This window comes from Terrisporobacter hibernicus (assembly GCF_020809405.1).
GTDB classification, from domain to species: domain Bacteria; phylum Bacillota; class Clostridia; order Peptostreptococcales; family Peptostreptococcaceae; genus Terrisporobacter; species Terrisporobacter petrolearius.
The window spans coordinates 1,923,806-1,944,199 of the sequence record NZ_CP081135.1; the positions used below are offsets into that span (position 1 = coordinate 1,923,806).

The following is a 20,394-nucleotide window of genomic DNA, read 5'->3' on the forward strand; positions in this document are numbered from 1 at the left end:
ATACACCCCCAAACCCTTAAAAAGGCTGTATCAAAAATGATATAGCCTTTTTTGTTTGCAACTATTTAATTTTTTCTTTATCCCAGATAAAGAAGTTATCTGTATTATTTAGAGCACCAAAAAGATTTTTTTTAGAACCAGGCATATGGTCATTTAACTTAGACACAAGTTCTTTTATATTTTGTCTATTAGTCTTTCCATCAACTGGGCAAGGATTTTCTATAATTGGATAATTATAATCCTTAGCTGCCTTTTTAGTCATATATTCTTCAACATAAATCATAGGTCTGATTATAGTTAAGTCTTGTCTATCCATATGTGTTTTAGGAGAGAAACAACTTACTCTTCCTTCGTAAAGAATAGACATTAAGAAAGTCTCTATGGCATCATCTCGATGATGACCTAATGCAACTTTATTGCAACCTAATTTTTTTGCAGTATCATTAAGTGCACCACGTCTTAAGTTTGCGCACAATGAGCAAGGATTTTTTTCTTTTCTAATATCAAACACAATTTCTTTTATATCTGTTTGAATTTCATGATAAGGTATAGATAAATCTTTGCATAATTTATGTAAAGGAGAATTATCTACCCCTCCTGGATTTAATGTGATGGCTATTAACTCAAACTTTTCAGGTGAAAATCTTTGATAGCTTTTTAATATATGAAGTAGTGCTAGACTATCTTTTCCTCCAGATAAACCAACTGCTATCTTATCATTTTCTTCTATCATGTTAAAATCTTTAATTGCTTGGCGAGTTTTGCTAAGTAATTTTTGCATATATCTATTCCTCCCAACTATATAAAATAAAAAAATTAATTTTTTATTAAAGTAACTTAACTATTATAACAAATATGAAAAACTGTAACAATTATAATAAATTGGATACATTTATATAAATACTCTAAACATTTATAATATATAGAGAAAATGTCTAGGATAGATATAATATATAGATTAAAATAGAGTTATGTATTTAAGTGAAAAGAAGGAGAATGAGATTTTGAAGATAATAGAATTAGAAAATTTGTATTATAGAGATAAAGAAAATATTATTTTAGACGGGGTCACAATAGATATAAACAAAGGTGATTGCATATCTATTGTAGGTGAATCAGGAAGTGGGAAAAGTACTCTACTGAAAATATGTGCAGACTTAATAGAATTAAAAGAAGGAAATATTAAATTTAAAGGAAAAGACTATTCTTTTTATGAAGCAACTGATTTAAGGAAAAAAATTAGCTATTCTATCCAAATACCATATTTATTTGGCAAAACGGTTTATGATAATTTAGAGTTTCCTTTTAAAATAAGAAATAAAGAAGTAGATAGTGAAAAAATTATAAATTTGTTAAAGAGATTTAATTTGGACAATGATATATTAAAAAAAAATATAAACTTATTATCAGGAGGAGAGAAGCAAAGAATATCTTTTATAAGAAATATAATTTTCACTCCGGAAGTATTATTGTTAGATGAAATAACATCTGCCTTAGATTCTGACAATACAAATCTTATCCAAGGTTATGTAGAAGAATTAAATAAGCAAGGAGTAACTATATTATGGGTTACTCATAGCAAGAAACAAAGTGAGACTATATTTAATAAAAGAGTCACAATATCAAAAGGCAAAATTGAAAAAATGGAGGAATTTAATTAATGAAAACAGAAGCGTTAATTTTGTCGTCAGTATTAATAATGGTTCCTATTATAATTTCATATAAAGAAAAGTTAGAATTAAATAGAGATATTATAGTCAGTATGTTAAGAGCAGTAGTTCAATTATTAGCAGTTGGATATGTATTAGACGTTATATTTGGACTAGATAAATTAATTTATACAGTTATATTAGTTTTAGTAATGATTATCAATGCGGCAATTAATACAAAGAAAAAAGGATTTACTATAGAAAGTCAAGTTTTCATATCATTTGTATCTATTAGTGTGGGAACAATTATAACTTTAGGTATTTTAATTAGTTCAAAAGCTATAGGTTATACACCCAATGAAGTAATACCAGTAGCAGGAATGATAATCAGTAATTCTATGGTTGCAATAGGCTTAAGCTATAGAAATTTGATTAATAATTTTAAAAATAATTCAATAGCAGTTGAAGTTAAGCTATCTTTAGGGGCAAGTATAAAAGAAGCATCTGATGAAATAATTAGAGAAAGTATTAAAATATCAATAATGCCTACAATTGATTCCGCCAAAACTTTAGGAATAGTATCATTACCAGGAATGATGACAGGATTAATACTAGCAGGGTCATCTCCATTAGTTGCAGTTAAGTTTCAAATTATGGTTACATTTATGATTTTATCATCCTCATCAATAGCTACTATTATGGCAACATACTTGAGTTATAAAAAATTCTTTAATAAAAGAAAGCAACTAAAGCAAATAGTGGCCTAAATAGATTAGAAAACCATTGATATAATATTTAGTAAGAATAATGAAATAAATTTAATTATATATTTAGAAGATAAGATGAAAAAAACACTATATGATTATAAAAGGAAAATAGAAAAGCTTCCAGTTAAAGATAAATATACAAAAGAAGAATTATTAACAGAAGATTTTCTAATAGATAAAGAAAATAATATAGAAATATATTATGCTCCACATAACGAGTATATAAATCACAAGGCAAAAATACTAATAGTAGGAATAACGCCAGGGTTCATACAAATGAATACAGCTATATCTACGGCAAGAAAAGAATTAGAAAATAATAATGATATAGAAGATATTCAGTATAAATGTAAAGTATCAGGTAGATTTAGTGGGAGTTTAAGAAAAAATATTATATCAATGTTAGATGAAATAAAATTAAATGAAGCGTTAAACTTAAAAAGTTGTAGAGAGTTATTTGATAAAAAAGATTATTTAATGCACACTGTATCATTAATACCTTATCCTGTTTTTGTAAAAAAACAAAACTATACAGGACATACTCCAAAATTATTGAAAAGTGACTTTTTAATGAAATATGTTTATGAGAATTTTATAAATGAAATACATGAACTGGACGACTTTGAAGACATATTATTAATACCACTAGGAAAGGCTGTTGAAGAGGTATTATGCAAATTAAAAGATGAAAAATTTATCAAAGAAAATCAAATTCTTATGGGATTTCCTCATCCATCAGGAGCCAATGTTAATAGATTAGTTCAATTGGAAGAAAATAAAAAAAGTATGATAGATTTCATAAAAAAACCGTATCTTAAGATGATACGGTTTTGCTATTTATTTTATCAATATATAAATTATAAGTTAAACCTAATACTACTAAAACTCCGCCAATTACTTGGTAAAAAGAAATTTTACCTGTAGATAAAGCATCTATAATTATTCCTGTAAAAAGCTGACCAACAAATAACAATAAAGTTAAATAAAAAGAAGAAACCTTTGAAGATAAAAAAGATAGCATTGTAACTATAACAACGCCTAAAAGTCCACCAGCATAAATAAACCATGGACCATTATAAGTTGAAGGTGTAAGTAATTTAAAAGTCTCTCCGCTAATTAATAGTATTAAAAAAGAACCAGAAAGACCAAATATATAATTGAATAATGTACTTTGATACATTCCTATCTTTTCTGATAATGCAAAGTTTACAGACCTAGATAATACGTTTGAAACACCACATAAAATTGCAAATAATATATATATCATAACTTACCTCCCTATGATAAAGTCATCACATAAATACCAGCAACAATGATGACTAATCCTAAAATTTTCTTTTTATTAAATTCAACTACAGGCATATTAAAATACCCAAAATGATCAATAACAAGGGATATTACTAATTGGCCTAACAAAGAAAGAGAAACAGTTAATGAAACGCCAAGACCTGCAAAGCTAGCATTAGTAAATAAAACTGTTAAAATACCAATAAGACCACCTGTAAACATATAAAAAGGTATACCTTTTAAATTGCCTATTTTTGATTTTGTAAAAATAAGAACAAGTATAATTCCGATTAACCCCACAAAATGAATGATAATGCTAGAAGCATAATTTCCAGCAATATTGCCTACTTGGCCATTTAAAGAAATCATTACTGAAAGTATGATACCTGTAAAAATTGAAATAAAATAATTCATTATAAATCCCTCCCTTTTGAATAATATATAAAATAACACAAAAAAATAATAAAAATAATGACATATGTCACCTATGAATGTAGAATTTTAATTAAGTAAAAAATAAAGGTGGAGTTTAGGTGAAGAAAATAGAAGATTCATTTATAATAGAAAATTACTATAATGAGTTAAATATGCAAAAAATTTTTACAGATGATATGAAAAGTGAAATGAGATTATTAAAATTTGAGAAAAATGAGTATTTGATAAGAGAAGATGAAGATTTAGAGTATTTGTTGTTTTTTATACAAGGGAAAGCAAAGGTGTTTAAAACATTGCCTAATGGTAGAAGTTTGCTTCTTGATTTTTATAAACCTTTCAGAGTAATAGGAGATATAGAAATTGTGAAAAACCAAAGAGCAACAGGTACAATTCAAGCTTTGAGTACTTGTTATTGTTTAGCAATGCCAATGGAAGAAGCAAGATTAAAATTAATTAAAGATAATAAATTTTTGAAATTTACTTGCGAAAGTTTGGCAGAAAAGTTAGCAGTTGTTAGTATGAATAGTTCTATTAATTTACTTTATCCATTAGAAAATAGATTGGCAAGTTATATTAATGAATCATTAATTTATGGAGATGATTTATATATTGATTTTGATGAAAATCTAAATAACATAGCTGAGCTTTTGGGAAGTAGTTATAGGCACTTACTTAGAACGTTTAATACATTATGTAAGAAAGGCGTATTAAAAAGAGAAGGTGGAAGATACAAGATTATAAATAAAACTTTGTTAAAAGATTTAGCTGGGGACTTATATCAAGATGCTAAATTTTTATAAATATACTTGGAAATATAGATAGTAATAAATATAAAAATATAATTTAAAATATTAAATATTTTTGCGTAAAAAAAAGAAGATATATATAAATGTCTTCTTTTTTTGTTATTATAAAAATAGTAAATTATAAAAATTGCCACAATAAATGAAATGAATTGGTATAGTTAAAAAATATAAAACTTTATAGAATATAGTTGTAAGGTAATTCAGGAGGGGACAAATTGATAGTACTTAATAAAAGACAAATTAATATAATTGATTTTTTACAAAATAGTTCAGAATGGACAACAATTGAAAATATAGCTAAGGTATTTGATGTTAGTGTAAGAACTATTAGAAATGATTTAGATTGTATAAAAACATTATTAAAAGATTGTGATGCAAAACTTGAAAGAAAACCAAAGGTTGGAGTTAAGTTAATCATCAAAAAAGGAGAAAGTATAGATCATATTCTTAAGGGATATAAAAATAAATTATATTCACCAGAAGAAAGAGCCTTAATGATAGCATTAATTTTAATGATAAAAGGAAATGCTACCATAGAAGAATTATCAGAGGATATAGCAGTTAGTAAAAATACTTTGGTTAATGATTTGAAATTAGCTGAAGCAAAACTAAAAGAATTTGATATTAGTATCTCAAAAAAATCTTATCATGGAACTTTTATAGAAGAAAATAATGATGAAAAGTTGGGAGATGCCTTCTTAAAATTATATAGTAGATTATCTGAAGGCCAGGATAAAGAAATTTATAAATGGCTATATAAATACAGTAATATAAATGAGGAATATATAAAAACAATTATAGAAGCTGTAGAAGAAGAAAAAAGCATTCAATATACTGAAGAATCATTAGAAGAATTAGAAATAATATTATTATTCACATTATCAAGAGTATTAAATAATCAAGAAATTAAACTAGATACAAATGATGATTATGAAAATAGTGAATTTAAAACATTTAAAAATATTATAGAAAAAGTAATTGATAAAAAGATCCATAATGACAAGATAGAATATTTACTAAAAATATTTAAAGGTGCAAAAATAGCAAAGGATTTTAATTTAAATAAAGAAGAAAAAATAAATAAAATAACATCAGAAGTTTTATCTGAGTTATACACAATGCTAAACATTGAAGTAGATTCAGATGCTGAATTTATTAGACAGATGCAACTTCATTTGGAAATTGCTATTTACAGAGTGGAGAATAATTTAGTAATTAATAATCCTCTCTTAGAAGAAATTAAGTACAAAATGTCCTTTATATATGGAATTACTGAAGAAATACTAAGTAAAAAGAAAGATATTATAGGAGTAGAGTTTCCAGAGGCAGAGATAGCTTATATGGCCATGTACTTCGGAACAATTTTCGAAAAGTACGCAAAAGGAAACTTTAGCGCAAATGTATTAGTCGTTTGTAACGGTGGCTTAGCAACATCAAGCTTATTAAAATCAAGAATGAATCTAATGATTCCTGAAATAAAAATACAATCAATTTGTAGGTTAAAAGATGTGGATGATTACTTAAACAAAGAAATTGACTTTATAGTTTCAACTGTCCCTTTACAAATAGAAGACTATAAAGTTATACAGGTAAATCCTCTACTAGAATCAGGAGATTCACAAAAAATAAAATCTGAAATTTATACTATATGGTATGAGAAAAATTGTAAATACTTAGCAGACAAAGTCAAAAATGAAAATGAAAGTGATTTAACTAAGATAATACTAGAAAAGTATGCACAGTTTGAACAATCTATAGAAGACTGGAGAGAAGCAATAGAAATAGCAGCAAAGCCTTTAATTAAAGATAAAAAGATAGAAAAGGCTTATGTAAATGATTCCATAAGAGTTATAGAAACTTTAGGAAACTATATGATGTTTATACCAGAGATAGCATTTGTACATGCTACTCCAGAAAACGTAATAGAAAATGCTGTTAGTATATTAAACTTAAAAAATCCAATAGATTTTGGAAGCAAAAACAAATCAACAGTAAAGACTATAGTAGTCCTTGCAAATAAAGAAGAAAATAAGAACTTAATTAATTTAACTAATATATTGATTAAGGATGATAATATAAAGAAATTTAAAAATGCTAAATCATATGAGGATTTGAAATCTATAATTTAGCTAAGGGAGAAACGGGAATGTTAGTAAAAATATTAGATAAAGTAGATAACTACATGGATGCTATAAAAATATCATGCGATATGTTAGAAGCAGAGGGAATAGTTGAAAATAGATACTATAATGCAATAGTAAATAAAATAGAAGAATTTGGACCATATTTTTGCATAGCAGAGGATATATGCATGCCCCATGCCAGACCAGAAGATGGAGCGATAAAGGAAGGACTTTGCATTATAAAATTAAATGAACCAGTAGATTTTATGGGGAAAACAGTTAGAGTATTCTTCACATTATCAGCAAAAGATAATGAGTCACACTTAGGACTTATGAGAAAAATTGCAGATGTATGTATGAATAAAGATAAATTTAATAATTTACTAAAGGTAGAAACAGAACAACAATTAATGGAGGTATTTTAATATGAAAAAGATAATGGCAGTTTGTGGATCAGGATTAGGATCAAGTTTTATGGTAGAAATGAATATAACAGATGTGTTAAATGAATTAGGTGTAGCTGATCAATATGAAGCTAGTCATACTTCATTAGCAGATGTAACAGCATCAGATGCAGATATATTCGTAACTGGTGCAGATTTAGCAGATAGTGCAAGTCACTTACCAGAATTAATAGTGTTAGATTCTTTATTAGATAAAGATGAATTAAAAGCTAAGATACAAGAAAAAATAGGAGCTTAATAAATATCCCCTTTTTATAATGAAAAGGGGAAAAAATAATAGTCATAAAAACGTTTTACTAAAAATCAGAATGAGGGGAAGTTAAAATGACAGGATTTTTAAAAGTGTTAGTAGATTTTATATCGGAACCAGCAGTATTAGTAGGTATTATAGTTTTGATAGGTTTATTGCTTCAAAAGAAACCGCTAGATGTAATAATAAAATCAACTTTAAAAGCAATGGTTGGATTTGTTGTAATTAGTGCAGCAGCAGGAGTTATAGTTGGATCATTAGAACCATTTGGTGTAATGTTTGAAGCAGGATTTAATATATCAGGTGTCATACCAAATAATGAAGCAATAGTTGCAATGGCCATAGACGAATTTGGTACAGCAACAGCTTTAATAATGGCATTTGGTATGGTGGCAAACATAATAATAGCAAGATTCACAAAGTTTAAATATATATTCTTAACAGGACATCATACTTTATTTATGGCTTGTATGATAGCTGTTATATTAGCATCAGGTGGAATGAGTGGAGTACAATTAATATTCACAGGTTCACTAGCTTTAGGTTTAATAATGGTATTATCACCAGCAATGTTACAACCTTTTATGAAAAAAATAACTAAAAATGATTCAGTAGCAATGGGACATTTTTCAGGAACAGGATATGCATTATCAGCATTAATAGGAAAAGTTGTTGGTAAAAATTCTAAATCAACTGAAGAAATGAAAGTTCCAAAATCTTTAAGTTTCTTGAGAGACTCAGTAGTATCAGTTTCAATAACAATGTTAATTCTTTATGTTATAGTTGCAATAGCAGCAGGACCAGAATTTGTTGAAACAAAATTATCAGGTGGAGACAACTTCTTAGTATTTGCATTAATACAAGCATTAACATTTGCAGCAGGATTTATATTAATACAAAATGGTGTTAGATTAGTTCTTAACGAAATAGTACCAGCATTTAAAGGTATATCTAGCAAGTTAGTTCCAAATTCAAAGCCAGCTCTAGATTGTCCAATAGTATTCCCATATGCACAAAATGCAGTTTTAATAGGGTTTATATGTTCATTCTTAGGAGGGGTAGTTTCTATGGCAATCATGGGAGCTTTAGGATTAGTAATGATAATACCAGGTGTTGTACCTCATTTCTTCTGTGGAGCAACTGCAGCAGTATTTGGTAACTCAACTGGTGGTAGAAGAGGTGCAATAGTAGGGTCATTTGCAAATGGTGTATTAATATCATTTTTACCAATAGCATTATTACCTGTACTTGGTAACTTAGGATTTGCAAACTCTACATTCTCAGATGCAGACTTTGGAGTTGCAGGTATATTCTTAGGTAAAATTCAAGAGTTTATAGGTGGAAATGGCTTAACAGCAGTTTTAGTAGGAATATTTGCCTTACTAGTTGCTATAAGTGTACTATCTAAAAATAAAGAAGACAAAAATACTGAAGAAGCAGCTTAATATATAAAAAAATTGAGGAATAAATAATTCCTCAATTTTTATACCCAAAATCAGAATAATTGAGGAGGAAAGGTTAAATGAACAAGGAAAATTTAGTAGAAATATCAAAAGAATTGAGACAAGATATTATTCAAATGATAAATAAAGCAGGCTCAGGACATCCAGGAGGATCTCTTTCTGTTATAGATATATTAACTTACCTTTATTTTGAAAAAATGAAGGTGGATGTGAAAAATCCAAAAGCAGTTGATAGAGATAGGTTTGTATTAAGTAAAGGACATGCAGCTCCAGCTCTTTATGCAACTCTTGCAAAAAAAGGATTTTTTGATAAAAAAGAGTTAAATAATTTAAGAGTGTTAGGTTCAATACTTCAAGGTCATCCAGATGCAAAAAAATGCCCAGGTGTAGATATATCAACAGGTTCCTTAGGACAAGGTATGTCAAATGCTTGCGGAATAGCTTTAGGATATAAAATGAATAAATCAGACGGAAGAGTATATGTAGCTCTTGGAGATGGGGAGATTCAAGAAGGAATAGTATGGGAAGCTATGATGGCTGCTAACAAATATAAATTAGATAATTTAGTAGCTATTATAGATAATAACAAAATTCAATTAGATGGTAGAACAAGTGAAATAATGCCAAACGATAACTTAAAAGAAAGAATAGTTAATTTTGGATGGAATGTGGTTGAATGTAATGGTCATGATTTTGAAGATTTAGAAAAAGCATTTAATAATGCAGAGTCTACAAAGAATAAACCTACTTGTATAATAGCTAATACTGTAAAAGGTAAAGGCGTTTCTTTCATGGAAGACAATGTAGCTTGGCATGGTGCAGCACCAAATTCAGAACAAACTAAGCAAGCTATAGAAGAGATTATAGGATAGGGGGATTTTAGATGAAAAGAGCAACTAGAGAATCATATGGAGCTACATTAGTAGAATTAGGAAAAGAAAGAGAAGATATAGTAGTTTTAGAAGCGGATTTATCAAAAGCTACTAAATCAGAAATGTTTGCAAAAGAATTTCCAGAAAGATTTGTTAATGTGGGAATAGCAGAACAAAATATGGTTGGTATGGCAGCAGGGCTTGCCAGCACAGGAAAAGTTACTTTTGCTACAACATTTGCAGTGTTTGCAGCCGGAAGAGCTTTTGAAGTAATAAGAAACTCAGTATGCTATCCAAAAGCTAATGTAAAAATAGCAGCAACTCATGCAGGAATAACTGTAGGACCTGATGGAGGATCTCATCAAGCAATAGAAGATATAGCGCTAATGTGCTCACTTCCTAATATGGTTGTATTATCTCCAGCAGATGATATAGAAGCTTGTAAATGTGTAAAAGCAGCAGCTGAAATAGATGCACCAGTTTATTTAAGATTTGGAAGAATAGCTTTAGATGACATATATACTGATGAATATGATTTCCAAATAGGTAAAGGGAATGAAATTTTTTCAGGTAATGATGTAACTATAATTTCAACGGGTATAATGGTTCACAAATCATTAAAAGCGGCTAAGGAACTTAAAGAAGAAGGTATAAATGCAAGAGTTATTAATATGGCTACAATTAAACCTATAGATCAAGAAATAATAATAAAGGCAGCAAAAGAAACAAAAGGAATAGTTACAGTTGAGGAGCATTCAGTTATAGGTGGTTTAGGAGATAGAGTATCAGCTGTAGTTTGTGAAAATGCACCAATAGTAGTTAAAAAAATCGGTGTAAAGGATGTATTTGGAGAATCAGGAAGTCCAGATGCTTTATTAGAAAAACACGGATTAACAGTAGAAAACATAAAAGAAACAGTAAAAAATATAGTAAGATAACTTAAGGAGATAAAAATGAAATTATTTATAGATACAGCTAATATAGACGAAATAAGAGAAATAGCACAATTAGGAGTTATATGTGGAGTTACAACAAATCCTTCATTAATTGCAAAAGAAGGTAGAGATATAGTTTCTGCAATGAAAGAAATAACAGAAATAGTTGATGGACCAATAAGTGCAGAAGTAATTGCTCTACAATGTGATGAGATGGTTAGAGAAGCGGAGGAATTAGTTAAAATACATGAAAACATAGTAATAAAATTACCAATGTGTAAAGAAGGATTAAAAGCAGTAAAAATATTATCTCAAAAGGGAATAAAAACTAATGTAACATTAATATTCTCAGCAGTTCAAGCTTTAATGGCTGCAAGAGCTGGTGCAACTTATGTAAGTCCATTTGTAGGAAGATTAGATGACATAGGAACAGTAGGAATAGATTTAATTTCACAAATAAGTGAAATATTCCAAATACACAATATACAAACAGAAATAATATCAGCAAGTATAAGACATCCAATGCATGTACATGAAAGTGCTTTAGCTGGTGCTCATATAGCAACAATACCATATAAATTATATAATCAAATGTTTAATCATCCGTTAACTACAAGCGGAATAGAAAAATTCGTCAAAGACTATGAAGCAGCATTTGGGAAATAAAGTTAAGATAAAAAGAGAGGACAATAGTTCCTCTCTTTTTTATTTAATGTAGAATATTATATAAAAAACTATAAAATAGATAAACTAATTGTATATAGATATATTGTTAAGCCATAAAAGTATGATACAATATGAAAGGCTATAAAGCTGCTATATAATGAAAAATTCTATTTTAAGAATTAGACATAAGAAAGAGAGGAAATAATATCATGGAAAATTATCCAAATTGCCCTAAATGTAATTCAGAATATACTTATGAAGATGGAACTTTATATGTTTGCCCAGAATGTGCTCATGAATGGTCGCAAACAGAAGAATCTACAGAAGAAAATGTAATAAAAGATGCAAACGGAAATATATTAAATGATGGAGATGCTGTAACAGTAATAAAAGATCTTAAAGTAAAAGGATCTTCATCTTCTATAAAAATAGGAACAAAAGTTAAAAGTATACGTTTAGTTCCTGATGCTGCTGATGGACATGATATAGAATGTAAAATAGATGGTTTCGGAGCTATGAAACTAAAATCAAGTGTTGTAAAAAAAGCATAGTATAAAATAAGAACTAGATTTTAATCTAGTTCTTATTTTATTTCTTAAAATTATAATTTCTGTCCACATTTAGGACAATATTGAAAATCTTCATTGCCTATGTATCCACAATTTGAGCATCTATTTATAGTAGGTTGAATATAATTTGCTAATTGTAAATCATTTTCTGAAATTAGTATGTTTTCTCTCCTACTTATTTTTATTCCTAAATCATTGTTTAAAATATAAATACTATTACAACAAGTACTTTTTACATAGTATTTTTTATTCCATTTAAAAAGGGGAATAAAGAAAAGACTGAAGTACATATAAGTCATATAAACTTCCATTCTTCCAAATGATCCACACATGGGACAAACCATAGTTTGAACATAATCTAGTTTCTTCTCTCCATTGGAAATACCACCAATAAAAAACATAATATCAACTCCCATATTAATTATATCATAATATTTTGAAATAGATTTTATGGAAAAAGCAATGCATTATTATGAATTAATAAACAATTTAGCATTGGAAGTTATATTAGGTATTTTAATAAGGGTAGACTTAGCTGTTGCTTGGATTAGACAAAGGAATTTATTCTTTGTTAGCTGTAATAATGAATGTATTAGTAGTGGATAAAGTAATTATAATTATAGAGAATAAGTAAAAATGTAATTTAAAAATTAAAAGAAAAAAGCATAGTTGCTTAACAAAAAAGCGTATCAATTATATTGATACGTTTTCTTTATGGTTACAATAAATATCTTTCATAATAAAATATATGGAAAATATATCTTAAGAGGATTATAATATTGATGAAATATTGATGAATTTGAAGGATTTAGTAAATATTAAATTTGATAATAATTTAAGGAGGAATAGTTTTGAAAGATATTGTAATAATAGGTGCTGGTGTAGTAGGTTGTTCCATAGCCAGAGAATTATCTAAATATAATTTAGAGGTGACAGTAATAGATAAGAATCAAGATATATCAGAAGGAATATCCAAGGCTAATAGCGGAATTATTCACGGCGGATATAATGAAAAAAAAGGAACATTAAAAGGTAAATTAAACTTAGAGGCAAATAAAATAATAGAATCTTTATCTGAAGAGTTAGAGTTTTCTTTCAAAAGAAACGGATCCTTAGTATTAGCTTTCAACGAAGATGAGTTTAAAAAATTAAAACAATTAAAATCCAATGGAGAAGAATTAGGAATAAATGAATTAGAAATATTAGGTAAAAATGAGGTTTTAAATTTAGAAGAAAATATAAATGATGATGTAGTAGGAGCTTTACATGTGAAAAATTCCGGTATAGTAAGTCCTTATGAAATGACATTAGCATTTGCTGAAAATGCTTTTGAAAATGGCGTGGATTTTTTATTAGGACATGAAGTAACTGATATAAAAAAAGGTGAAGACTCTTATACACTTATTATAAATGATAAAGAATCTATAGAAGCGAAAATAATTATAAATGCAGCTGGTTTAGCTGGTGCATTTTTAAATAATTTAGTAAGTGAAACTAAATATGAGATAGAAGGAGTAAAGGGAGAGTATTGTTTGCTTGATAAAACAGCAGGCGAGCTTTGTAAAAAAACTTTATTTCAAGTACCAAGTGACTTAAGTAAAGGTATTTTAGTTACTCCAACAGTAGACGGAAATTTATTAATTGGACCAAATGCTATTCCTAGTGAAGCTGAGGATGTAAAAACTACAAGAAAGGGAATAGATGAAGTAATAGAAAAAAGCAAAAAAACTATGGGAAAAATACCTTTTGGTAAAGTTTTAAATACTTTTAGTGGAATAAGACCCAAAGTTAAAACTAAAGATTTCATTATTGAAGAAGCAAAGGATGCTAAAAACTTTATTAATGTAATAGGAATAGATTCTCCTGGTTTAACTTGCGCTCCAGCCATAGGGAATTATGTAATAGGTTTAATAAAAGACAAAATTAAACTAGAAAACAAAATAAATTTTAAACCTCATAGAACAAAAATGATAAGAATAAACGAACTTAGCATAGAAGAAAAAAACAAATTAATAGAAGAAAATCCTGCTTATGGCCAAATGATATGTAAATGTGAGTTTGTTACAGAAGGTGAAATAATAGACTCTATAAAAAGGCCTTTAGGGGCAAGAACTTTAGATGGGGTAAAAAGAAGAACAAGAGCTATGATGGGAGGATGCCAAGGAATTGGGTGTATGATACCTATAAGCGATATCTTAAGTAGGGAATTAGATATAGACATAAGTGAAGTTAATAAAAATATTGAAAGTTCTTCAGTAGTAGGATTTAAGGAGGATTAATCCATGGACGCATATGAGTTAATAATTGTTGGTGGTGGTGCAGCAGGTATGCTTTGTGCCATAGAAGCAAAAAAATCAGGCATAAAAAATGTATTATTAATAGAAAAAGATAATATTCTTGGAGGAGCCTTGTGCTTAGGAAATTATAATATAAGCAATGAATTAAAGATAACAGGTAAATTTTATAGAACTTATTTAATAGAAGAATATGAAAGATATAACATCGAGACAAAATTAAATACAATGGTATTAAAAATTGAAGAAAATAATGAAGTATTATGTACAAGTGCAGCTAATGGTATTGAGAAAATAAAAGGTAAAAAAATTATATTAGCTAATGGAGCAAAAGAAGGATCTAGAAAAGCTGTAGCCATGGTAGGAAGTAGATGTGCAGGCATATATACTGTAGGAATGGCAAAAAAAGTTTTTGCTATGGAGAATATGGTACCAGGTAGAAAAATTCTTATAGATGGTTGGAATACATTATATATGATTGAAAAAGAACTAAAAAGAAGTAATGTTGAAGTAGTAGGAATTATTTCTGATAAAGAAGAGATAAATACTTATGGATTAACAGAAAATATATACTACAATTATGAAATATCAAATATAGAGGGAACAGGTCGTGTAGAAAAAGCAATTTTAAGTAATGATGAAGAAGAAATTGAAGTGGAATGTGATTCAATATTATTTGCTAAACAACAACTTTCTGATGGACTAGTTGCAATGAGAAGCGGAATAAAATTAAATATAGACACTACTGGACCAGAGGTAAATGATGAATATATGACATCGAAGGAAAAAGTGTATGCTTGTGGAAATGGAATTTATATTCATGATTATATAGAAGAAATAGAAAGAGAAAGCGTATTATTAATAGAAGAAATTATTAATAATTAATAATATAGGAGATGAAATGTAATTACTTTACAGTTCATCTCTTTTATATATACAGAGGTTATTTACATATTCATTTATTTAAAATTTATAGATAAAAGAAGTTGAAAAAGTATAAAAATAAGAGTATAAATTAAAAAAATAACAAAGCCATAAAATATGGAAAGTTGTGATACTATATATAAGGGATTATTATATAAAAGGAGGATGTATTATAAATGTGTTCGATTTTAATTATGGGAGGTAGTGATTTTATTAGTTCATCACTAGCCAAGTACTTAATTAAAAGTAAATATAAGGTGGACATAATGGCAAAAGACATTAAAAATATTAACTTTAATGGAATAAACAAGCATTTAATTTGCGACAGGAACAATGTGCATGAAGTAAAAGACATTTTAAAAGATAAGAAGTATGACTATGTTTATGATATAAGTATAAAAAATAAAGAAGAAGCAGAAATACTTATTGGTAATTTAAACAATGAATCGTTAAAAAAATATATAGTAATATCATCTCAGGAAAATCATATTAAAGAGGAAGAATTGAATATTGAAAAGTTTATTCAAAACACATCAATTCCTTATATTATAATTAGACCATCTCATATATATGGTGATAAAAGCAAGATATCTAAAGAATCATATTTTTTTCATAAAATAGAAAAATCAATTGAAATAGTAATCCCTAAAAATAATAATTTAAAAGGTCAATTTATTTATATAGATGATTTTGTAAAGGTATTATTTAGTTTATTAAAAACTAATTATGTTAGACAAATATATAATGTTACAAATCCTCAGGTAATATCATTGGAAGAATATATAAAAATAAGTAGTGAAATTATAGGAAGAGAAGCTAATATTAAGTATACTGATTCAAATATTGTTGATACAGAGATAAAAGAAATATTTGGAGGAAATTATTTAGATATAGATAAAATAATACAACATGGATTATATATTCCAAATGTATTATTAAATAATGGAATAGAAATTTTATACAGTTGGTATAAGCAAACTTACCAAGAGAAGATAAGCATAAAAAATAAAATAGAAAAAGTATTACAAATAGGATAAGATAAAGAAATTACTAGCCTTTACCATGTGAAAATGGTAAAGGTTTTTTTGTCTAAAAATTAGAAATATTTGTGAAAAAAGTAAAAAATAATACTATAATAATATTAACGTTATTTTAGGATAATATATTAACAATTTGATATAAGGAGTTTAAAATATGGAAAAAGTAGAAAGTTTTAAGTTAGATCATAATAAAGTAAAAGCACCTTATGTAAGAAAATGTTGTGTTTTAGAAGGAAAAATGGGAGATAAGGTTAGTAAATTTGATTTGAGATTTTTACAACCTAATATAGAAGCTTTTGGAACAGCGGCTATACATGGTTTAGAACATTTATTAGCTACATATTTGAGAGAAGAATTAGAGGACATAATAGATTTATCACCAATGGGTTGTAGAACAGGCTTTTATTTAATAATGTGGGGTGATGTAGATCCTAGTTTAGTGAAATTAGGGATAGAAAAGGCTTTACAAAAGGTAATAGACTGCAATGAGATGATAGCAGCATCTCAAATAGAATGTGGAAATTATAGAGATTTATCTCTATTTGGAGCACAAGAGTATGCAAAAAAAGCATTAGAAGAAGAGTTCTCTTTGAACATTTATGGAAAATAATATGATAGATAATATTAAAAACTTAATTGAAATAGATGAGAGGGAAGTTTTAAGATATTTACAATATAAAAATCAAGACATAGATGATAATTTATTAGATAAGATTAAACAGTGCATTAAGAAAACAAGAGAAATTATAAATCCAAGATTTATATTTAGAGAATATAAAATAAAAAAATCACAAATATATGACTCAAAGAGAGAAGTATATTTAGAAGGGTCTAATCTGACCTTAAAAAGTGATGACATATATAATTTATTGTTAGAGTGTGATGAATGTATATTAATGAGTGCTACTTTAGGGTTAGAAATAGAAAGAGAAATTAGAAAATTAACCTATACAGACTTAACAAAAGGAATAATTATAGATGCTTGTGCAACAACAGCTATAGAAGAAGTTTGTGATATAGTTCAAGATAATATAGCAAAAAAATTATTAAAAGAAGATAAATATATAACTTATAGATATAGTCCTGGATATGGAGACTTACCCATAGAAAAAAATGTTGATATTAATAATTTACTAAATAGTCAAAGAGAAATAGGACTAACTGTAACAAATAGTGGAATAATGATTCCAAGAAAATCGGTAGTAGCTTTAATTGGAGTTTCTTACAAAGGAGTTACTAATACTAAAAAATCTTGTGAGAATTGTAGTAATAGACATAATTGTGATTATAAAAAGGAGGGCAATAGTTGTGAAAATTAAAGAATATTTAAAAGATAATTTGCTAATATTTGATGGTGCAATGGGGACAATGCTTCAAAGAGAAGGCCTTCCTATTGGAGATAATCCAGAAATATTTGGACTGAAAAATCCTGATAAACTATTAAAAATACATAAAAAATATTTAGAAGCTGGTTGTAATGTATTAACTACAAATACATTTGGATGCAATGAATTAAAAGTTACTAAATTAGGATATACAGTAGAAGAAATAATTGATAATGCCATTACAATAGGGAAAAAAGCAATAGGTGAAAGTGATAAAAGTAAGCCTAGATTTGTGGCGCTAGATATTGGACCAATAGGAGAAATGCTAGAACCTATGGGAACTTTATCTTTTGATAGAGCTTATGAAATATTTAAAAGACAAGCTGTGCAAGGAGAAAAAAGTGGTGCAGATTTAATTATAATAGAAACAATGATGGACCTTTATGAGGCAAAGGTTGCAGTGCTTGCAGCAAAAGAGAATACAAATTTACCTGTTATATGTACTATGACATTTGATGAAAATGGAAGAAGTTTCACAGGATGCTTACCAGAGGCTATGGTTGCTACTATAGAAGGACTAGGAGTAGATGCACTTGGTGTAAACTGTTCTCTTGGGCCTAAACAGCTTTTGCCAATAGTAAAAATAATTACAGAGTTAGCAAATGTTCCTGTAATTGTTCAAGCTAATGCAGGTTTACCTGTAATTGAAAATAATCAAACTGTATATAAAATGACTGCAAAAGAATTTTTCCAAGGAGTAAAAGAATTTGTTGATTTAGGAGTATCTATTATAGGCGGATGCTGTGGAACTAATGAAACTTTTATTAAGGAAATTTGTGATAACATAGATAAGTTACAAAAGAAAGAGCCCAAAATAAAAGAATCTACAATCGTATGTTCTGCTGTAAAATATGTAGATGTACAAGGACCAACTATAGTTGGAGAAAGATTAAATCCAACAGGAAGGCAGCACCTAATAGATGCATATACTAGTGGAAATAATGATTATGTAATAAATTTAGCCCTAGAACAAAGTAAAGAAGGATCAGAAATACTAAATGTTAATGTTGGAGTGCCAGAGTTAGATGAAAAAAAAGCTATGAAAAGAGTAGTAAAAGGTATACAGGAAGTTGTAGATACTCCTTTACAAATAGATTCATCAAATATAGAAGCTTTAGAAGCAGGTCTTAGATATTACAACGGAAGAACAATAGTTAACTCTGTTAATGGTAAAGAAAAGTCTCTAGAAGCTATATTACCTCTTGTAAAAAAATATGGAGCCTGTGTAGTAGGATTAACTTTAGACGAAAATGGAATACCAAGTACAGCAGAAGGTAGATTTAATGTGGCTAAAAAAATAGTTGAAAGAGCGGAGCAATATGGAATAAAAAGAAAAGATATTTTTATAGATTGTCTTTCTCTTACGGTATCTGCTCAACAAGATGAAGCAATGGAAACAATTAAAGCAATAAAGATGGTAAAAGAGAAGCTAGGTTGCAAGACAATACTAGGTGTTTCAAATATTTCTTTTGGTATACCTAATAGACAGGGATTAAATAACACTTATTTAAATTTAGCATTAGGGTCAGGGTTGGATTTACCTATAATAAATACAGAAGATAAAGTAATGGTGGAATCTGTATATGCTTATAAAGTAATAAACAATATAGATAAAGGTTGTTTACAATATATTGAAAAATTTAGAGATGTTTCTAAAGAGAGTAAACACAAAGAAAATAAAAAACATGATGATTTAACTTTAGAAGATGCTATAGAAAGAGGTTTAAAAGAAGAAGCAAAGGATTTGACTCTGAAAATTTTAAACTCAAAAGATGAACATTATGTTTTAGACCAAGTGTTAATTCCAGCATTAGATGTTGTAGGAGCTAAGTATGATAAAGGAGAGTTATTTTTACCACAGATGATACAATCAGCAGAAACGGTAAAAGTTGCTTTAAATATTATAAAAGAGAGATTGAGCAAAAGTAATAATATATCTTCAAAAGGAAAAATAATAGTTGCTACTGTTCAAGGAGATATTCATGACATAGGAAAGAATATAGTTAAAATAATGCTTGAGAACTATGGTTATGAAGTTATTGACTTAGGAAAAGATGTTTCTATAGAAGAGGTTGTAAAAAGAGCCAAAGAGGAAAAGATTGAACTTATAGGGCTTAGTGCTTTGATGACTACTACTGTAGAAAATATGAAAAAAACAATATCAGCATTAAAAGAAAATCAAATTAATGCAAAAGTATTCGTAGGAGGTGCAGTAGTTACTGAAGAATATGCACAAAAGATAAATGCGGATTATTACTCTAAAGATGCAAAATCTGCAGTAGAGATTGCTAAAATAAATTTTAACAGCAAAATATAATTGAAAAAAAATATAATAATATGTTAAAATATAAATGCAGTTTATAATTTTATATACTTAAAATAAGCAAAATATATATTATAAATTGTGTTAATATGTTAATATTAAATAATAATTAATCTATTTTAGATTAAACAAAATTAAAAAT

General features: G+C 27.6%; 23 protein-coding genes. 19 read left to right on the plus strand and 4 right to left on the minus strand.

Features of this window, described 5'->3' with window-relative positions:
* Positions 1-61: 61 nt before the first annotated feature.
* The gene (locus tag JW646_RS09550) at positions 62-781 is read right to left on the minus strand and encodes a tRNA 2-thiocytidine biosynthesis TtcA family protein (protein ID WP_228417315.1); all 720 of its coding nucleotides are present in this window, start codon (positions 779-781) and stop codon (positions 62-64) included.
* A 223-nt stretch (positions 782-1,004) separates the two neighbouring features.
* On the opposite strand from JW646_RS09550, the gene JW646_RS09555 reads away from it, so the two are divergent.
* The 3 genes from JW646_RS09555 (at position 1,005) to JW646_RS09565 (ending at position 3,340) form a co-directional block, all read left to right on the plus strand.
* Positions 1,005-1,661, plus strand: a complete 657-nt coding sequence (locus JW646_RS09555; protein WP_228417316.1) for an ABC transporter ATP-binding protein — start codon at positions 1,005-1,007, stop codon at positions 1,659-1,661.
* Positions 1,661-2,416, plus strand: coding sequence for an ABC transporter permease (locus JW646_RS09560; protein WP_228417317.1), 756 nt, complete (start codon positions 1,661-1,663; stop codon positions 2,414-2,416). The genes JW646_RS09555 and JW646_RS09560 overlap by 1 nt, the downstream gene beginning before the upstream one ends.
* Before the next feature lie 75 nt (positions 2,417-2,491).
* Positions 2,492-3,340, plus strand: coding sequence for a hypothetical protein (locus JW646_RS09565; RefSeq protein ID WP_228417318.1), 849 nt, complete (start codon positions 2,492-2,494; stop codon positions 3,338-3,340).
* Here JW646_RS09565 and JW646_RS09570 read toward each other — a convergent pair.
* Both JW646_RS09570 and JW646_RS09575 read right to left on the minus strand, forming a co-directional pair.
* Positions 3,231-3,683 carry a DMT family transporter gene (locus tag JW646_RS09570; RefSeq protein ID WP_074920249.1) on the minus strand — a complete coding sequence of 151 codons (453 nt, stop codon included), beginning with the start codon at positions 3,681-3,683 and terminating at the stop codon, positions 3,231-3,233. The two genes, JW646_RS09565 and JW646_RS09570, sit on opposite strands and share 110 nt — an antisense overlap.
* 11 nt (positions 3,684-3,694) lie before the next feature.
* Positions 3,695-4,117, minus strand: coding sequence for a DMT family transporter (locus JW646_RS09575; RefSeq protein WP_228417319.1), 423 nt, complete (start codon positions 4,115-4,117; stop codon positions 3,695-3,697).
* A gap of 119 nt (positions 4,118-4,236) precedes the next feature.
* Here JW646_RS09575 and JW646_RS09580 point away from each other — a divergent pair, with 119 nt between their 5' ends.
* The 9 genes from JW646_RS09580 to JW646_RS09620 all read left to right on the plus strand — a co-directional run bounded on the left by JW646_RS09580 (position 4,237) and on the right by JW646_RS09620 (position 12,268).
* A complete protein-coding gene (locus tag JW646_RS09580; RefSeq protein ID WP_228417320.1) occupies positions 4,237-4,938 on the plus strand; it encodes a cyclic nucleotide-binding domain-containing protein in 702 nt (233 codons plus the stop codon).
* A 221-nt stretch (positions 4,939-5,159) separates the two neighbouring features.
* Positions 5,160-7,073 (plus strand): BglG family transcription antiterminator, encoded by a 1,914-nt coding sequence (locus JW646_RS09585; protein ID WP_228417321.1) that lies wholly within the window; start codon positions 5,160-5,162, stop codon positions 7,071-7,073.
* Positions 7,074-7,090: 17 nt separating this feature from the next.
* Positions 7,091-7,492, plus strand: a complete 402-nt coding sequence (locus JW646_RS09590) for a PTS sugar transporter subunit IIA (RefSeq protein WP_228417322.1) — start codon at positions 7,091-7,093, stop codon at positions 7,490-7,492.
* A 1-nt stretch (position 7,493) separates the two neighbouring features.
* Complete coding sequence (locus JW646_RS09595; RefSeq protein ID WP_074920254.1) at positions 7,494-7,769, plus strand: PTS sugar transporter subunit IIB; 276 nt, start codon at positions 7,494-7,496, stop codon at positions 7,767-7,769.
* Positions 7,770-7,855: 86 nt separating this feature from the next.
* Positions 7,856-9,226, plus strand: coding sequence for a PTS ascorbate transporter subunit IIC (locus JW646_RS09600; RefSeq protein WP_074920255.1), 1,371 nt, complete (start codon positions 7,856-7,858; stop codon positions 9,224-9,226).
* Between the two features lie 77 nt (positions 9,227-9,303).
* Entirely contained in the window at positions 9,304-10,116 is an 813-nt protein-coding gene (locus JW646_RS09605; RefSeq protein ID WP_228417323.1) for a transketolase, read from the plus strand.
* Between the two features lie 11 nt (positions 10,117-10,127).
* Complete coding sequence (locus tag JW646_RS09610; protein WP_228417324.1) at positions 10,128-11,054, plus strand: transketolase family protein; 927 nt, start codon at positions 10,128-10,130, stop codon at positions 11,052-11,054.
* A 15-nt stretch (positions 11,055-11,069) separates the two neighbouring features.
* Positions 11,070-11,717, plus strand: coding sequence for a fructose-6-phosphate aldolase (gene fsa, locus JW646_RS09615; RefSeq protein ID WP_148558509.1), 648 nt, complete (start codon positions 11,070-11,072; stop codon positions 11,715-11,717).
* Positions 11,718-11,926: 209 nt separating this feature from the next.
* A complete protein-coding gene (locus tag JW646_RS09620) occupies positions 11,927-12,268 on the plus strand; it encodes a zinc ribbon domain-containing protein YjdM (RefSeq protein ID WP_148558510.1) in 342 nt (113 codons plus the stop codon).
* Positions 12,269-12,318: 50 nt separating this feature from the next.
* On the opposite strand, the gene JW646_RS09625 is transcribed toward JW646_RS09620, so the two are convergent.
* Complete coding sequence (locus JW646_RS09625; RefSeq protein ID WP_228417325.1) at positions 12,319-12,687, minus strand: zinc ribbon domain-containing protein; 369 nt, start codon at positions 12,685-12,687, stop codon at positions 12,319-12,321.
* Positions 12,688-12,736: 49 nt separating this feature from the next.
* Here JW646_RS09625 and JW646_RS09630 point away from each other — a divergent pair, with 49 nt between their 5' ends.
* From JW646_RS09630 to JW646_RS09660, 7 genes are all read left to right on the plus strand, one after another.
* Positions 12,737-12,892, plus strand: a complete 156-nt coding sequence (locus tag JW646_RS09630; protein ID WP_228417326.1) for a hypothetical protein — start codon at positions 12,737-12,739, stop codon at positions 12,890-12,892.
* A gap of 245 nt (positions 12,893-13,137) precedes the next feature.
* Complete coding sequence (locus JW646_RS09635; protein WP_228417327.1) at positions 13,138-14,565, plus strand: NAD(P)/FAD-dependent oxidoreductase; 1,428 nt, start codon at positions 13,138-13,140, stop codon at positions 14,563-14,565.
* Between the two features lie 3 nt (positions 14,566-14,568).
* On the plus strand, positions 14,569-15,465 hold the full coding sequence (locus JW646_RS09640) for an FAD-dependent oxidoreductase (protein WP_228417328.1): 897 nt from the start codon (positions 14,569-14,571) through the stop codon (positions 15,463-15,465).
* A 215-nt stretch (positions 15,466-15,680) separates the two neighbouring features.
* Complete coding sequence (locus JW646_RS09645) at positions 15,681-16,541, plus strand: NAD-dependent epimerase/dehydratase family protein (protein WP_228417329.1); 861 nt, start codon at positions 15,681-15,683, stop codon at positions 16,539-16,541.
* Positions 16,542-16,698: 157 nt separating this feature from the next.
* Positions 16,699-17,154, plus strand: a complete 456-nt coding sequence (locus JW646_RS09650) for an S-ribosylhomocysteine lyase (RefSeq protein WP_228417330.1) — start codon at positions 16,699-16,701, stop codon at positions 17,152-17,154.
* Complete coding sequence (locus tag JW646_RS09655) at positions 17,144-17,863, plus strand: vitamin B12 dependent-methionine synthase activation domain-containing protein (protein WP_228417331.1); 720 nt, start codon at positions 17,144-17,146, stop codon at positions 17,861-17,863. Before JW646_RS09650 ends, JW646_RS09655 begins: the two co-directional genes overlap by 11 nt.
* Positions 17,853-20,246 (plus strand): homocysteine S-methyltransferase family protein, encoded by a 2,394-nt coding sequence (locus JW646_RS09660; protein WP_228417332.1) that lies wholly within the window; start codon positions 17,853-17,855, stop codon positions 20,244-20,246. The genes JW646_RS09655 and JW646_RS09660 overlap by 11 nt, the downstream gene beginning before the upstream one ends.
* The last annotated feature ends 148 nt before the right edge of the window (positions 20,247-20,394 follow it).

Excerpts from the sequence above, each read along its gene's own strand:
- JW646_RS09550 (WP_228417315.1), bottom strand. The coding sequence starts at position 781 with ATGCAAAAATTACTTAGCAAAACTCGCCAAGCAATTAAAGATTTTAAC.
- JW646_RS09560 (WP_228417317.1), top strand. The coding sequence starts at position 1,661 with ATGAAAACAGAAGCGTTAATTTTGTCGTCAGTATTAATAATGGTTCCT.
- JW646_RS09565 (WP_228417318.1), top strand. The coding sequence starts at position 2,492 with ATGAAAAAAACACTATATGATTATAAAAGGAAAATAGAAAAGCTTCCA.
- JW646_RS09570 (WP_074920249.1), bottom strand. The coding sequence starts at position 3,683 with ATGATATATATATTATTTGCAATTTTATGTGGTGTTTCAAACGTATTA.
- JW646_RS09575 (WP_228417319.1), bottom strand. The coding sequence starts at position 4,117 with ATGAATTATTTTATTTCAATTTTTACAGGTATCATACTTTCAGTAATG.
- JW646_RS09590 (WP_228417322.1), top strand. The coding sequence starts at position 7,091 with ATGTTAGTAAAAATATTAGATAAAGTAGATAACTACATGGATGCTATA.
- JW646_RS09595 (WP_074920254.1), top strand. The coding sequence starts at position 7,494 with ATGAAAAAGATAATGGCAGTTTGTGGATCAGGATTAGGATCAAGTTTT.
- JW646_RS09600 (WP_074920255.1), top strand. The coding sequence starts at position 7,856 with ATGACAGGATTTTTAAAAGTGTTAGTAGATTTTATATCGGAACCAGCA.
- JW646_RS09605 (WP_228417323.1), top strand. The coding sequence starts at position 9,304 with ATGAACAAGGAAAATTTAGTAGAAATATCAAAAGAATTGAGACAAGAT.
- JW646_RS09610 (WP_228417324.1), top strand. The coding sequence starts at position 10,128 with ATGAAAAGAGCAACTAGAGAATCATATGGAGCTACATTAGTAGAATTA.
- fsa (WP_148558509.1), top strand. The coding sequence starts at position 11,070 with ATGAAATTATTTATAGATACAGCTAATATAGACGAAATAAGAGAAATA.
- JW646_RS09620 (WP_148558510.1), top strand. The coding sequence starts at position 11,927 with ATGGAAAATTATCCAAATTGCCCTAAATGTAATTCAGAATATACTTAT.
- JW646_RS09625 (WP_228417325.1), bottom strand. The coding sequence starts at position 12,687 with ATGTTTTTTATTGGTGGTATTTCCAATGGAGAGAAGAAACTAGATTAT.
- JW646_RS09630 (WP_228417326.1), top strand. The coding sequence starts at position 12,737 with ATGGAAAAAGCAATGCATTATTATGAATTAATAAACAATTTAGCATTG.
- JW646_RS09640 (WP_228417328.1), top strand. The coding sequence starts at position 14,569 with ATGGACGCATATGAGTTAATAATTGTTGGTGGTGGTGCAGCAGGTATG.
- JW646_RS09645 (WP_228417329.1), top strand. The coding sequence starts at position 15,681 with ATGTGTTCGATTTTAATTATGGGAGGTAGTGATTTTATTAGTTCATCA.
- JW646_RS09650 (WP_228417330.1), top strand. The coding sequence starts at position 16,699 with ATGGAAAAAGTAGAAAGTTTTAAGTTAGATCATAATAAAGTAAAAGCA.
- JW646_RS09655 (WP_228417331.1), top strand. The coding sequence starts at position 17,144 with ATGGAAAATAATATGATAGATAATATTAAAAACTTAATTGAAATAGAT.